The sequence below is a fragment of the Methylibium petroleiphilum PM1 genome, from assembly GCF_000015725.1.
Taxonomy (GTDB): domain Bacteria; phylum Pseudomonadota; class Gammaproteobacteria; order Burkholderiales; family Burkholderiaceae_C; genus Methylibium; species Methylibium petroleiphilum.
In genome coordinates, this window is record NC_008825.1 from 3,614,285 (window position 1) to 3,627,817 (window position 13,533).

The 13,533-nt window shown below is 66.6% G+C and carries 10 protein-coding genes; 9 read left to right on the plus strand and 1 reads right to left on the minus strand.

Annotated elements, in window-relative coordinates:
• A complete protein-coding gene (locus tag MPE_RS17170) occupies window positions 1-1,182 on the minus strand; it encodes an MFS transporter (protein ID WP_011830974.1) in 1,182 nt (393 codons plus the stop codon).
• Between the two features lie 107 nt (window positions 1,183-1,289).
• On the opposite strand from MPE_RS17170, the gene MPE_RS17175 reads away from it, so the two are divergent.
• From MPE_RS17175 to MPE_RS17215, 9 genes are all read left to right on the plus strand, one after another.
• Window positions 1,290-2,843 carry an AMP nucleosidase gene (locus MPE_RS17175; RefSeq protein ID WP_011830975.1) on the plus strand — a complete coding sequence of 518 codons (1,554 nt, stop codon included), beginning with the start codon at window positions 1,290-1,292 and terminating at the stop codon, window positions 2,841-2,843.
• Between the two features lie 106 nt (window positions 2,844-2,949).
• Complete coding sequence (fusA, locus tag MPE_RS17180; RefSeq protein ID WP_041929742.1) at window positions 2,950-5,013, plus strand: elongation factor G; 2,064 nt, start codon at window positions 2,950-2,952, stop codon at window positions 5,011-5,013.
• Window positions 5,014-5,220: 207 nt separating this feature from the next.
• Window positions 5,221-5,757 (plus strand): type IV pilin protein, encoded by a 537-nt coding sequence (locus MPE_RS24925; RefSeq protein WP_310733869.1) that lies wholly within the window; start codon window positions 5,221-5,223, stop codon window positions 5,755-5,757.
• Window positions 5,757-6,356: a GspH/FimT family pseudopilin gene (locus MPE_RS17190; protein WP_011830978.1), complete on the plus strand. Its 600-nt coding sequence runs from the start codon at window positions 5,757-5,759 to the stop codon at window positions 6,354-6,356. Before MPE_RS24925 ends, MPE_RS17190 begins: the two co-directional genes overlap by 1 nt.
• Window positions 6,353-6,808: a type IV pilus modification protein PilV gene (gene pilV / locus MPE_RS17195; RefSeq protein WP_011830979.1), complete on the plus strand. Its 456-nt coding sequence runs from the start codon at window positions 6,353-6,355 to the stop codon at window positions 6,806-6,808. The genes MPE_RS17190 and pilV overlap by 4 nt, the downstream gene beginning before the upstream one ends.
• Window positions 6,805-8,001 (plus strand): PilW family protein, encoded by a 1,197-nt coding sequence (locus tag MPE_RS17200; protein WP_011830980.1) that lies wholly within the window; start codon window positions 6,805-6,807, stop codon window positions 7,999-8,001. The genes pilV and MPE_RS17200 overlap by 4 nt, the downstream gene beginning before the upstream one ends.
• A gap of 2 nt (window positions 8,002-8,003) precedes the next feature.
• On the plus strand, window positions 8,004-8,630 hold the full coding sequence (locus MPE_RS17205) for a pilus assembly PilX family protein (protein WP_011830981.1): 627 nt from the start codon (window positions 8,004-8,006) through the stop codon (window positions 8,628-8,630).
• A 167-nt stretch (window positions 8,631-8,797) separates the two neighbouring features.
• Window positions 8,798-12,490, plus strand: a complete 3,693-nt coding sequence (locus MPE_RS17210) for a pilus assembly protein (RefSeq protein ID WP_158304629.1) — start codon at window positions 8,798-8,800, stop codon at window positions 12,488-12,490.
• Window positions 12,491-12,641: 151 nt separating this feature from the next.
• Window positions 12,642-13,493, plus strand: a complete 852-nt coding sequence (locus MPE_RS17215) for an HDOD domain-containing protein (protein WP_011830983.1) — start codon at window positions 12,642-12,644, stop codon at window positions 13,491-13,493.
• The last annotated feature ends 40 nt before the right edge of the window (window positions 13,494-13,533 follow it).

A 13,533-nucleotide genomic window follows, 5' to 3' on the forward strand; every position in this document is an offset into this window, starting at 1 on the left:
TCAGGGCGACGAGCCCTCGCGGACCAGCAAGGGCCGCAGGCCCCACAGGCCGAGCAGCGGCCCGAGACCGAGCCACGGCAGCAACAGCGACAGATCGTGGTGCTGTGCCAGCGCCACGAAGCCCTGGATGCTCAGGATGGAGATCGAGAAGCCGATGCAGTTGACCAGCGTCAGCACGCTGCCGACCGCCTCGCGCGGGGCATGCGTGGCCGTTAGCGCCGAGAATTGCGGCGAGTCGCCGGCCACGCTGATGCCCCACACCAGCAGCCACGCCGCGAACACCGCGGCGGGCGCTGCCATCGCGAGCGGCGTGAGCACGCAGCACAGGCCGCTCAGCGCCAGCTGCCCCGCCGCCACGCGCGCACTGCCGTGGCGCTGCGCCAGCCAGCCCCCCGCGACGCACCCGACCGCCCCCGCGGCGATGACGCCGAACGCACCCACCGAGATGGCTGCCCCCTGGAGCCGCGTGGCCAGCAGCGCCGGCAGCAACACCCACAAGGTGTAGAGCTCCCACATGTGGCCGAAGTAGCCGAACACGGGTGCACGCAGGCGGCGGTCGGTCAGCACGCGGCCGAAGGCACGCCACTGCAGGCGCGTGGCACGGGGCAGATGGGTGCTCTCCGGCACCCACTGCCACACCATCCAGCCCCCCAGCACCGCAAGCCCGGACACCACCAGCATCACCTGCTGCCAGGGCCAGTGCGCGCCCAAGGCCCGCAGCGCATGCGGCGTCGCGGTGCCCAGAACCAGCGCGCCGATCAGCCAGCCCAGCGCACGGCCCAGCCCCTGCGGATACCAGCCAGCGGCGATCTTCATGCCGACCGGGTAGATGCCGGCCAGCGCAAAGCCGGTCAAGGCCCGCAGCAGCCACAGCGTCGGCAGGTCCAGCGCGCCTGCCGGCCAGAGCACGGGCGCGGCGTTGAACAGTGCACCGGAGATCGCGCACAGCAGGAACACGAGGCGCGGCGAATGGCGGTCGGCGACCGACCCCAGCGCGAACACCAGCGTGCCGGCGATGAAGCCCAGTTGCACCGCCGAAGTCAACGAGCCGACAGCGGTAGGCGGCAGACCGAGCGCGTGCTGAAGATCGGGCATCACCGCATTGACGGCGAACCATAGCGAAGTGCTCGCGAACTGGGCGGCGACGATGATCGGCAGAATGCGGCGGGGAGCGGTCGGCATGGCGCGACCTTATTACACAGCCGGACATACGTCGACCGCGCCGACAGGCGGCAGCAGGTGCGCCGGCCGCCACAGACACCGCCTCACGCAGGCCGCAGAATGCCGTCATGACGACGCCCTCTCTTCCAGACGATGGCCCCCGGCGCTACACCGACGCGCAGGCCGCCCTCGACGCCGCGCGCAGCCTGTACGACGCCAGTCTGGTGCGACTGCGCGACCACCTGCAGCGCTTCCTGGCCGGCGAGGACTTCCCTCAGCGCGTGCGCGCCTGCTACCCCCGCGTGGCCGTCCACATCGACACCGTGGCGCGGGCCGACACGCCGCTGGCCTACGGCTTCGTCGCCGGCCCGGGCCGCTACGAGACCACGCTGACGCGGCCCGATCTGTTCGGGGACTACTACCTCGAGCAGTTCCGCCTGCTGCTGCGCAACCACGGTGTCGCGCTGGAGATCGGCAGCAGCACGCAGCCGATCCCGGTGCACTTCTCGTTCGCCGAGCACGACCACGTGGAAGGCACGCTGACGCCCGAGCGGCGCACGCTGATGCGCGACCTGTTCGATCTGCCCGATCTCGGCGCCATGGACGACGGCATCGCCAACGGCACGCACGAACCGACGCCAGACGCCTCCGGCGCGGCGACCCACCCACTGGCGCTGTTCACCGCAGCGCGCGTCGACTACTCGCTGCATCGGCTGCGCCACTACACCGGCACCACGCCAGAGCACTTCCAGAACTTCGTGCTGTTCACGAACTACCAGTTCTACATCGACGAGTTCATCAAGCTCGGTCACGAGCTGATGCACCTGCCGCGCGGCCAGGCCTCACTGTTCGAGGGCGGCAGCGGCGGTGGCCAGGACGACGGCTATGTGGCCTTCGTCGAGCCCGGCAACGTGGTGATGCGGCGCACCGGCTGCACGCTGGAGCCGGGCGACTTCCTCGGCGCGCCGCCGCCGCGGCTGCCGCAGATGCCTGCCTACCACCTGGTGCGCCACGATCGTGCCGGCATCACCATGGTGAACATCGGCGTCGGCCCCAGCAACGCCAAGACCATCACCGACCACATCGCCGTGCTGCGCCCGCATGCCTGGATCATGCTGGGCCATTGCGCCGGCCTGCGCACCACGCAGCAGCTCGGCGACTACGTGCTCGCGCACGGCTACGTGCGCGAGGACCATGTGCTCGACGAGGAGCTGCCGCTGTGGGTGCCGATCCCGCCGCTGGCGGAGATCCAGGTGGCGCTGGAAGCCGCGGTCGCCGATGTGACCCAGCTCGAGCGCAGCGAACTCAAGCGCGTGATGCGGACCGGCACCGTCGCCAGCACCGACAACCGCAACTGGGAGCTGCTGCCCTTCCACCACAGCCACAGCACGCCGGAACGCCGCTTCAGCCAGAGCCGCGCGATCGCGCTCGACATGGAGAGCGCCACCATCGCCGCCAACGGCTTTCGTTTCCGCGTGCCCTACGGCACGCTGCTGTGCGTGAGCGACAAGCCGCTGCACGGCGAGATCAAGCTGCCCGGCATGGCCAATCACTTCTACCGCGAGCGCGTGAACCAGCACCTGCGCATCGGGCTGCGGGCGATCGAACTGCTGCGGCGCAACGGCATCGACCAGCTGCACAGCCGCAAGCTGAGGAGCTTTGCGGAGGTGGCGTTCCAGTAGGAAGCGAGCGTCGGTTATCCGGCCCTGCCCGGCTTGTGCCCCGGCAGCCAATCTTCTACGCTCCGGTTCAGCCCCTGTCACTCCCGAGCCGGACAAGGAGAGCACCATGGCCCTGCCCTCGAGCGCGCCGGACATCGGCGCCATTCGAACGCTGGCCCTGCTCGGCACCAGCGCCACGGGCAAGACCACGCTGATCGAAGCCCTGTTGCACCGGGCCGGGGCGATCGGCGTGCCCGGCAGCGTGGAGCGCGGCAGCACCGTCAGCGATCACGACCCGCTGGAACGCCAGTTCCAGCATTCGCTGAACACCTCGCTCGTGCATCTTCAGCATGGGGATACGCGCGTCCACCTCATCGACACCCCCGGCCATCCGGACTTCAGCGGCCCGGCGCTGGCGGCGCTGGAGGCGGTGGAGACTGCGGCGATCGTGATCGACGCTACCAACGGCGTGGACGCCGGCACGCAGCGCCTGATGGAAACGGCCGCGAGCCGCGGCCTGTGCCGGCTCATCATCGTCAACAAGATCGATGCGCAGGACATCGATCTGGCGGCGCTGGTCGAGCAGTTGCGCAGCGTCTTCGGCAAGGAATGCCTGCCCTTGAACCTGCCGGCGCGCGGCGGCAGCGAGGTGGTCGACTGCTTCTTCCGCCCCGAGGCCGCCGCCGGCCACGAGGCCGACTTCTCCTCGGTCGCCGCGGCGCACCGTGCGCTGGTCGAGCAGGTGGTGGAGATCGACGCCGTGCTGGTCGAGCGCTACCTGGAGCACGGCGACGTCGACCCGCGCGAACTGCACGCACCGCTCGAACAGGCGCTGCGCGAGGGGCACCTGATCCCGATCTGCTTCGTGTCGGCCCGCCACGGCACCGGCGTGGGCGAGCTGCTCGACATCCTGACCGCGCTGATGCCGAACCCGGCCGAAGGCAACCCACCGCGCTTTCTGCGCGGCGAGGGCGCGCAGGCGATGCCCATCACCGCGCAGCCCGATCCGGCACTGCACGTGCTGGCGCACGTGTTCAAGCTGACCGTCGACCCTTATGTCGGCAAGCTCGGCATCTTCCGCATTCACCAGGGTACCGTCACCAGCGACAGCCAGCTCTACGTGGGTGATGGCCGCAAGCCTTTCAAGGTCGGGCACCTTTTCCTGCTGCAGGGCAAGAACCTGATCGAGGTGGAACGGGCCGGGCCGGGGGAACTGTGCGCGGTGGCCAAGGTCGATGACATCCACTTCGACGCGGTGCTGCACGACGCCGCCGAGGACGACCACATCCACCTGGCGCCACTCGACTTTCCGGTGCCGGTGCACGGCCTCTCCATCGAACCGCAGCGCCATGGCGACGAACAGCGGGTGTGGGACACACTGCAGAAGCTGGTGGCCGAGGACCCTTGCCTGCGCATCGAGCAGGTCGCGGCCACACACGAGACGGTGGTCTGGGGTCTAGGCGAGCTGCACCTGCGGGCGCTGCTGATGCGCCTGCGCGATCTGCACCGGCTCGAGGTGACGACCCGGCCGCCGCGGATCGCCTACCGCGAGACCGTCACCGCGCCGGCTGCCGGTCAGCACCGGCACAAGAAGCAGACCGGCGGTGCCGGGCAGTTCGGCGAAGTGCACCTGCGCATCGAGCCGCTGCCGCGCGGGGCCGGCTTCGAGTTCATCGACGCCGTCAAGGGCGGAACGATCCCGTCGAACTTCATGCCGGCGGTCGAGAAGGGCGTGCGCCAGGCGATGGCCGAAGGCGTGATCGCCGGCTACCCGGTGCTCGACGTGCGCGTGGTGGTGCACGACGGCAAGCACCACAGCGTCGACAGCAAGGAGATCGCGTTCGTGACGGCGGCGCGCAAGGCCTTCGTCGCCGCGGCACGCGCGGCCCAGCCGATCGTGCTGGAACCGGTGGTCGACGTGGAGATCACGGCCCCCGAGGCGCACATGGGCGATCTGACCGGCGATTTGGCTTCACGACGCGGGCAGGTGATCGGCAGCAACGCGGCCCGACCAGGGCAGATGGTGGTGCAGGCGCTGCTGCCCTTGTCGGAACTGGCGAACTACCAGTCGCGGCTGCATGCCCTGACCGGCGGGCAAGGGCGCTACACCCTCCGCTTCAGCCACTACCAGGCGGCACCGGCGGGGGTGCAGCAGGCGCTCGCGGCGGCCCATGTTGGGCAGGACATGTGAGGCTGCTGCACTGCGCGGCCTAGCCGCAGGCCCCTCGCCTTCAAGGCGTGCAGCCGTGCCGGCCGCGCGACGCCCTCCGACCGTTCGTCGACCGCAGGCGGCACTTCGTCCGGTTCCCGCCCGGCCTCCTGCGGATTGCGTGACATGCTTCATGGGCACGATCGGCAACGTCACCCATACTGCTTGCAAGCGGATCCGCGATCTGTCATGGGGCAGCGGCTCTCCGATCAACAAATTCGAGTTGGCCTGCGCGATCCAGGCCTTCAGGCCAGCGAACCGGAACGGGACAGTCACATGCGACGATTCATTTTCAAGCGGCAGTCGGGCTTCACGCTCATCGAGGTGATGATCGTCGTTGCGATCATCGGCATCCTGGCGGCCATCGCGTACCCGAGCTATCGCGACTACATCATCCGCGGGCAATTGGTCGATGGCACCAACGGCCTCGCCTCGATGCGCGCCGAGATGGAGCGCCATTTTCAGGACAATCGCAGCTACGCGACAGTCGGCGCATTCGTCACACCCTGTGCCCGCGCTGTCGCGACGCGGACCTTCGGCAACTTCGTGGTGACTTGCTCTGCAGGTCCGACGGACACCACCTACACGCTGCTGGCGACTGGCAACGGCCCTGTGGCGAACTTCGGCTTCACCGTCACCCAAGCCGATGTCCGTGCCACGACGACAACCGTCGCCGGCTGGATGACAGGCGGCGCCTGCTGGCTAGTCAGGAGAGGGCAGTGCTGATGTCGACCCCATGGTCGCGACCCCGCTGCGGCCTCCGCGGCTTCACTATCATCGAGCTGATGGTCACGATCACGCTGCTGGCCATTCTGCTGGGCTTGGCGGTGCCTTCGTTCGCACTGTGGATCAACAACAGCCGCGTTCGCACCACCGCCCAGGTGCTGCAGGACGGGCTGCGGCTCGCGCAGGCCGAAGCCGTGCGGCGCAATCGCACCGTGAGCTTCTTCCTGACAACCGCCGCCAACCCCGACGCCGACTCCACCGCGAATGCCAACGGCGGGAACTGGGGCGTCCGCGTTCTGCCTCTCACGGGCACGACCCGCGAGTTCGTCCGCGGCGGCGCGCTGGCTGGCGTGAACAACGGCGTCACGATCACCAGCGCGAGCACGCTCGTGTGCTTCAACGCAGCGGGTCAGCAGGTTGCGAATGGCACTGAAGGCTGTGCTATCGACGCGGGCAACCCGAATGCCATCTATGACGTGGCGCACGCTGGCAGCGACCGTCCGCTGCGTGTGATCGCGTCGCTGGGCGGTCGCGTGCGCATGTGCGATCCGGCCAAGACTCTGTCCGCCGCCAACCCCGATGGGTGTCCTCCGTTATGAACCAAGCCTTGTCGCTCCCTTCTGCGTCAAAGAACCGTCGGCAACGCGGCAGCACGTTGCTTGAAGTGCTGGTGGCGGTGCTGATCTTCTCGTTCGGCATCCTCGGTCTGGTGGCGATGCAGGTCCGCGCGACCCAGTATTCGGTCGACGCGGAGGACCGCAACCGCGCAGCGTTGTTCGCTGACGATCTCGCGGCGCAGATGCGACTTGCACGGACTGTTTCGCTAGGTGCCGACGCGATTACTGCCTGGACCAAGCGAGTGCAAGGCATCGATTTGCAGACTGATGTGCCGAATGGTCTGGGGCTCCCGAACGCCACAGTGCTCATAGTCCCGAACGCCGCCACCAACCGGGCACAGATCACGATCTCTTGGCGCCACCCGAGGCAACCGATAGGCGATGTCAACCGCCTTACGACCGAAGTTGTGCTGACCGTCGAGGAAGTGACATGACGTCCCGTTGCACCCTCTCGAAACGCGGCGCGTCAGTTCGCGGCTTCTCGCTGGTCGAACTGCTGGTTGCGGTCGCCATCGGCCTCGTCGTCACGCTCGCGGTGTTCGGCGTGCTGGCAGCCAGCGAGGGCCGCAAGCGCACCTCGGTCTCAATCAATGATGCCAACCAGTCCGGCGCCTATGCCGCCTACACGATCGACCGCATGATCCGCAGCGCAGGCTCCGGCTTCTCCGAGGGCTGGGGCCGTGTCGGCGGATGCCGACTGAACGCAACGTTGGGCGCGGCAGGAACGTGGCCACGAGCGGCCGCCCTCCCTGCGCCCTTCACCGCCATCCCGCTCACGCTTCGGCTGGCGCCGGTGGTGATTTTTCAGGGGGCCTCGACCGCTGGCTCCGATGTCTTGATGGTGATGAACGGGGCCGCCGGCTTCGCGGAATCCCCCGCGGCGGTGCGCCCGGGTTCGGTGAGCGCGCTCGAGTTCCGTGCACCCAATACGATCGGATTCTTCGCGAACGACCTGGTGATGCTGGCCGGTGGTGGCGAGTGCCAGTTGACGCAGGTGGATGATGACAAGCCGGCATGCGTCGCCGATCCGACCGCCGTGTTCCCACCGTTGAACTGTGGTCAGCAAGTGCCTCTGGGCGGCAGTTTCCACAACGCCTCGTCGACGACGTTTGCCACCTTGTCCACGGCGGACGCCTATGCAATCCCGCTGGGCAATACGACCACCAATCGACCGCAGTTCCAGTTGCTTGGCGTCGGCGACAACACCACGCTGTTCAGCTACGACATGCTGCTGCTCAACGGCAACGACGCGCCGCTGCCGCTGGCCGAAGGCGTGATGACGCTACGCGCGGTCTATGGGGTCGACACCGATGACGATGGTGTGATCAACGACTGGTTCGCTCCCACCGCCGGAAGCATCTGGGATAGCGCGGCGCTGATGAACGGCTCGCCCGCCTCGGCGACCAACCTGCGGCGGATCGTTGCGGTGCGCATCGGCCTCGTGATGCGCTCTTCGCTCATCGAGCGGGAGGACGTGGCACCGGCCACGCTGGGCCTGTTCACCGACCTTACCAGCGGTGGCGCCCCGCTGACGCAGAACGTCGCGATCGCGACCGCCGATCGACGCATGCGCCACCGCGCCATCGAGGTGACCGTTCCTGTCCGCAACCTGCTGCTCCGGCCTTGATCATGAAGCTACGACGCTCGTCCACGTTCGCGACGCCCGCCATGTGCCGGCAGCGCGGCGCCGTTCTGATCATCAGCCTGATCGTGCTGGTGGTGATGCTGATCTCGGCGGCCGCGCTGATGCGCTCCTTCGACATCACGCTGACCACCGCCGGCAACCTTGCCTTCAAGCGCGATGTGGCCCAGCAAAGCGAACGTGCAGCAGAGGTCATCCTCACTCAGTTCCGCACCGGCGGCGCATTGGTCGGCATTGCCGCGCGTGGCGCCAATGCGCCGGCCTGGAACTACAGCGCCACGGTATTGCCCAGCAATGCGCAGGGCATTCCTCTCGTCCTCGTGGACGACGCTGCGTTTGCGGCAACCGGCTGGACTCATGGCGACATCACGGTCCCGGCGCAACAGATCCGCTTGCGCTTCGCGGTCGACCGGTTGTGCACCATCAACGGCAGCACAGAAGAGCCGGAGAACTGTGTCTACTCGGGCGAAGGGTTGCCGGAGGGCGGAAGCCTGTCCGAAGAAAAGCGCCCACCTCCACCGGGCATGGTGGTGTATCGCCTGACGATCCGCGCCACCGGGCCACGCGACACGCAATCATTCTTCCAGAGCACGTTTTCCTGCTGCGGCGTCTGAGCCGTCGGTACTTCAGGTATTCACGCGAGGTCTCCCCCATGAAGCCCTACCCAACCCCAGACCGCCATTCCACGCAGATGCGATGGAATTGCGGCGATCACGCCGGCCTCGGGATGGCTGGGCTTGCAAGAGCTCTGGTCTTGAGTTCAGTCTGGATGACTTCGTCCTTGAGCGCGAATGCCGCCACGGCTCTGGCAGATGTCCCGGTGTTTGCAGGAACCACGGTCCCAGGCAACGTGGCCTTGGCACTTTCAGTGGAATGGCCGACTGCGGTTCGTTCTGCTCACACGACCGCGTACGTGACGACCGATACGTATCTCGGCTATTTCGACCCGAACAAGTGCTACAAGTACCAGTACTACGCGACCGAGACCGCCACGCAGCTGCGGCACTTCTATCCGGTCGGCGACAACACCGCGCACAACTGCACCGGCACCGACGAATGGAGCGGCAATTACCTGAACTGGTCCTCGACACCGACGATCGACCCGTTTCGCTGGGCAATGACCGGCGGCTACCGGATCATCGACACAACCACAACGACGATCCTCCAAAAGTCGCGTGACACCAATCAGGGCCTGGCACCGGACAAAAGCCTCACGGTGGCGGCCACCGTGGCGCAGGCTTCGCCGCTGGCCTTCACCAACCTCCATACGCGCATTCAAGGCCAGGGCATCAACATGCTGTTCGCCTCGTCGTCGGCGGCGCTTGGCGGTGTCGTGGTCGACTACAACCCGGCTGTCCCACCCGTGGCAGGCGTCGTCTACCGCGCTGTGATGCGGGTGAAAGTCTGCGACTCCTCGGCGACAGCCGGCACACGCGAAGCCAATTGCGTGCAGTACGGCAGCAACTGGAAACCAGAAGGACTGGTTCAGAAATATTCCAACCGTATCCGCTTCAGCGCCTTCGGCTACCTGAACCATAGCGACTTCCTGCGCGACGGCGCGGTGCTGCGCGCTCAGCAGAAGTTCGTCGGCCCGACACAGCCGGTCCCGGGCCAGCCGGCCGTCACGAACGCAGCGGCTGAATGGGACGCGACGACCGGCATCTTTGCGATCAACCCCGATGCGGCCGACGCGACACAGACCAACGCGAGCTTCACGCCGAGCGTGTCGATCACGAACAGCGGGGTGATGAACTACCTGAACAAGTTCGGTCAGCTCAACACCAACAACTACAAGAGCTACGACCCCGTCAGCGAACTGTTCTACACCGCGCTGCGCTACTACAAGAACCAGGGCAACGTTCCGGAGTACACGGCGATGGGTACCGCCAATGCTGCCACGCGGACGGCCTACCTCGACGACTTTCCGGTCATCACCAACTGGAACGACCCCATCCTCTATTCGTGCCAGCGCAACTTCATTCTCGGCATCGGCGACATCTACACCCACCGCGACAAGGATCTCCCCGGCTCCACAGGTACAACGGAAGAGCCGAATCCCAAACCAGCGGCGGTCACGGGCGATACCACGGTGAATGCCGAGACCATGACCAACCGAGCGTTCGCGCTGCAAGGTCTGGGCGCACCGAACGTCAACAACTACAGCGGCCGCAACAACTCGGCCGGCATCGTCGGCCTGGCCTACTACGCCAACACCACCGACATCCGACCCACGGTGGCAGGCAATGCCGCCACCGAGGGCAAGCAGACGGTCCAGACCTACTGGGTCGACGTGCTCGAGCAACCTTTCGTCGCGAACAACCAGTTTTACCTCGCGGCAAAGTACGGTGGCTTCACCGTGCCGAACGACTACGACCCGGCCACCCGCACCGCGGCGCTGCCGCAGGAGTGGTGGTCCACGACCGGCCAGACCGTCGGTACTCAGGCACGGCCCGACAACTACTACACCGCCGGCCGTCCCGACACCATGGTCGCGGGCCTGACGGCAGCCTTCGAGAAGATCGTCGCAGACCTGGACGCCTACACCACCTCGTTCTCCACCGTAGACCCGGTCCTGACCCTCACCGGCAATGCGAGCTACAGCGCCTCGTACGACGCGGAAAACAACAGCTGGACGGGCGAATTGCTGGCGAACTCGCTGTCGTTCAGCTCGGGCGTCCCCATCCCCACACGGCAATGGGGCGCCACCGAGAAGTTGAAGACGCAGCTCACCGGCACGGGCTGGAGCACCAACCGAAATGTGGTGACCTGGGATCCTGCGGGCGCAACCGGCGTGGCATTTCGCTCTACCAGCACCGGCGCCGGAAGAGTCAATGCTGCCCAGCTTGCACTGCTCGACACGAGCTATGTTGCCGGGGACGACAGCGTCAACTATCTGAATTACCTTCGAGGTGATCGGACGAACGAACTGGCCTCGACGACCCCCGGTTACCGAACGCGCACGGAGTTGCTCGGCGACATCGTCGGGTCGCGTGTGTTGCCGGTCGGTCCGCCTTCGCTATCGCTGTCGGACGTCACCAACCCTGGCTATCGAGCATTCAGAGCGGCCCGTGCGAACCGCCCGACCGTCGTTTATGTCGGCGCGAACGACGGCATGCTCCACGCTTTCAATGGCGCACTTTCGGGCACCGATGCCGGGCGTGAGATCTTCGCCTACATCCCGAATGCAGCATTCAATGGCCCGGACGGAACGCCGAATGTGAGCGGTCTGGCCTCGCTAGGCCGCACTCCGTTCAATCATCGCTTCTTCGTGAACGCCACGCCGGTGGTCAAGGACGTGGACTTCAACCGGACCGGGACAGGCAGCACGCCGGCCTCGACGGCGTCCGATTGGCGGTCGATCCTGGTCGGCGGCCTTGGAAAGGGCGGGCGCAGCTTCTACGCGATCGATGTGACCGATCCGGGCGGAATCAACTCCGAAGCAGACGCTGCGGCCCGCGTGCTTTGGGAGTTCACCGATTCACGCATGGGCTATTCGTTCGGCGAACCGATGATCGTGAAGACGCGCAAGTACGGCTGGACGGTGATCTTCACGTCGGGCTACAACACACCCGACGGTCAAGGCTACCTGTTCTTCGTGAATCCTAAGACGGGTGCGCTGCTCGAAGCGGTTTCTACTGGCGTGGGGACGATTGCCAACGATGCGGGCCTGGCGCACGCGAACGCTTACGTGCTCGACTTCACCGATGGCTACGCTGACGCGATCTACGCTGGCGATCTGCTCGGCAATCTCTGGCGGCTGAACGTCACTGGCACGACCGGAAGCTACCCTGCCCCGCTGCGACTTGCCACACTCAGCCACCCCACCGAAGGGGCTCAACCAGTGACTTCGCGGCCTCTGATCGAAGTGCACCCGACGACGCGCCAACGCGTGGTGATGATCGGCACCGGTCGCCTGTTGGACTCGACCGACATCGGGTCCGCCCAGATGCAAAGCTTCTACGCCATCACAGATGGCAATGCGGTCGCCTTCAACACCACGCTTCCGAGCGGCGTCTCGTTCCCGATCGGTCGTGACAAGCTGGTCGAGAACACTAATCTCCTGGCGGGCTACACCGCCACGGCGGCCGCCCCCATGGGATGGTTCATCGATCTCGGCAAGAACGCGAGCAACACGGTGGCATGGCGGCTGACCAATGACCCTATCAGCTTCTTCGGCACCGTCGCCTTCACACCCAGTTTGCCTGGTGGCGACAGCTGCAACCCCTCGGGCATCAGCCGTATCTACGGAGCGGATTTCTCCAGAGGTATCTCTCGATTGCTGGAGAACTCCACGGTTGTCTCGTATATCCAGACGACCAGCCTTATCACCGACTTCAAGTTCGTGAAGGTCGACGGCAAGATGACGGCGATCCGCGGCGACGAGAAGGGTGAGTTGGGCAAGAACGATCTCAATTTCGGTCTCCCTGTCGGATTGAGGCGCTTGAACTGGCGCGAACTCCCGCTGTCGAACTGATCAGGCGCAGTCCCCCGCCCAGCCTCCGGCGCCGTCTGCGGTCCGGAGGCTTTCTTGTTTTCAGGGTCCTGCCAGTGCCGCCGAAACGCACCCGCCCCCTACAGACAGGGATTCAGCGGCCGATAACCACGCATCGCCCGGAACCCTCCCCATGCTCACCCACGCCTTGCCCGACCTGCCCGCCTGGACCCGTTGGTTCAGTGACGCGCCGATCCCGGTGCTGGCGGCCACGGCGGAGGAGCTGGAGTTGCTGGAGCGGGTGGAAGCCACCCGCGGTGACGTCGACGCGCACCAGCTCGCCGAGCCGGTGCGGCAGGACCCCTTGATGTCGCTGAAGCTGCTCGCGGCCGTGGCCCAGTTGCGCCGCCGGCGGGACGGCGGCGACAACAGCGGGCCCGAGACGGTCACGGCGGCGCTGGTGATGATGGGGATCGGCCCGTTCTTCAACACATTCAACGGCATGGCGCAGATCGAGGTGCACCTGGCCAGCCAGCCGGAGGCCCTGGCCGGCCTGCAGCGCGTGATGCGGCGTGCGCACCGCGCGGCCAACTTCTCGCTGGGCTTTGCGGTCCACCGCATGGACGACGATGCAGAGGTCCTCCACTTGGCGGCGCTGCTGCATGACTTCGCGGAGATGCTGCTGTGGTGCCACGCGCCGGCTCTGGCGCTCGAGATTGCCCGCCGCCAGCGCGCCGACCCGACGCTGCGCTCAGACCATGCACAACGTCAGCTGCTGAATATCGACCTGCTCGCGCTGCAACAGGCCCTGATGCACACCTGGGCGCTGCCCGAACTGCTGGTACGCATCGCCGACGACAACAGCCAGGCGGCCCAACCCCAGGTGCAGAACGTGGTGCTGGCCATCCGGCTGGCCCGCCACACCGAGGATCCCGTGCGCGGCTGGGACAACCCCGCGGTGCCGGACGATCTGGCCGCGATCGCCCGCCTGCTCAATCTGTCGCTGCCCGCGACCGAAGCCCTGGTGCGCGCGATCGACGGATGAGCGCGCCGCGCCGCAGCGTCTGTCACGCGGCGGCGCTCGC

What these genes read in the sequence shown, in the direction of transcription:
- MPE_RS17200 (WP_011830980.1), top strand. Translation starts at nt 6,805, where the DNA reads ATGACGTCCCGTTGCACCCTCTCGAAACGCGGCGCGTCAGTTCGCGGC.
- MPE_RS17215 (WP_011830983.1), top strand. Translation starts at nt 12,642, where the DNA reads ATGCTCACCCACGCCTTGCCCGACCTGCCCGCCTGGACCCGTTGGTTC.
- MPE_RS17190 (WP_011830978.1), top strand. Translation starts at nt 5,757, where the DNA reads ATGTCGACCCCATGGTCGCGACCCCGCTGCGGCCTCCGCGGCTTCACT.
- MPE_RS17170 (WP_011830974.1), bottom strand. Translation starts at nt 1,182, where the DNA reads ATGCCGACCGCTCCCCGCCGCATTCTGCCGATCATCGTCGCCGCCCAG.
- MPE_RS24925 (WP_310733869.1), top strand. Translation starts at nt 5,221, where the DNA reads ATGGGGCAGCGGCTCTCCGATCAACAAATTCGAGTTGGCCTGCGCGAT.
- fusA (WP_041929742.1), top strand. Translation starts at nt 2,950, where the DNA reads ATGGCCCTGCCCTCGAGCGCGCCGGACATCGGCGCCATTCGAACGCTG.
- MPE_RS17205 (WP_011830981.1), top strand. Translation starts at nt 8,004, where the DNA reads ATGAAGCTACGACGCTCGTCCACGTTCGCGACGCCCGCCATGTGCCGG.
- pilV (WP_011830979.1), top strand. Translation starts at nt 6,353, where the DNA reads ATGAACCAAGCCTTGTCGCTCCCTTCTGCGTCAAAGAACCGTCGGCAA.
- MPE_RS17175 (WP_011830975.1), top strand. Translation starts at nt 1,290, where the DNA reads ATGACGACGCCCTCTCTTCCAGACGATGGCCCCCGGCGCTACACCGAC.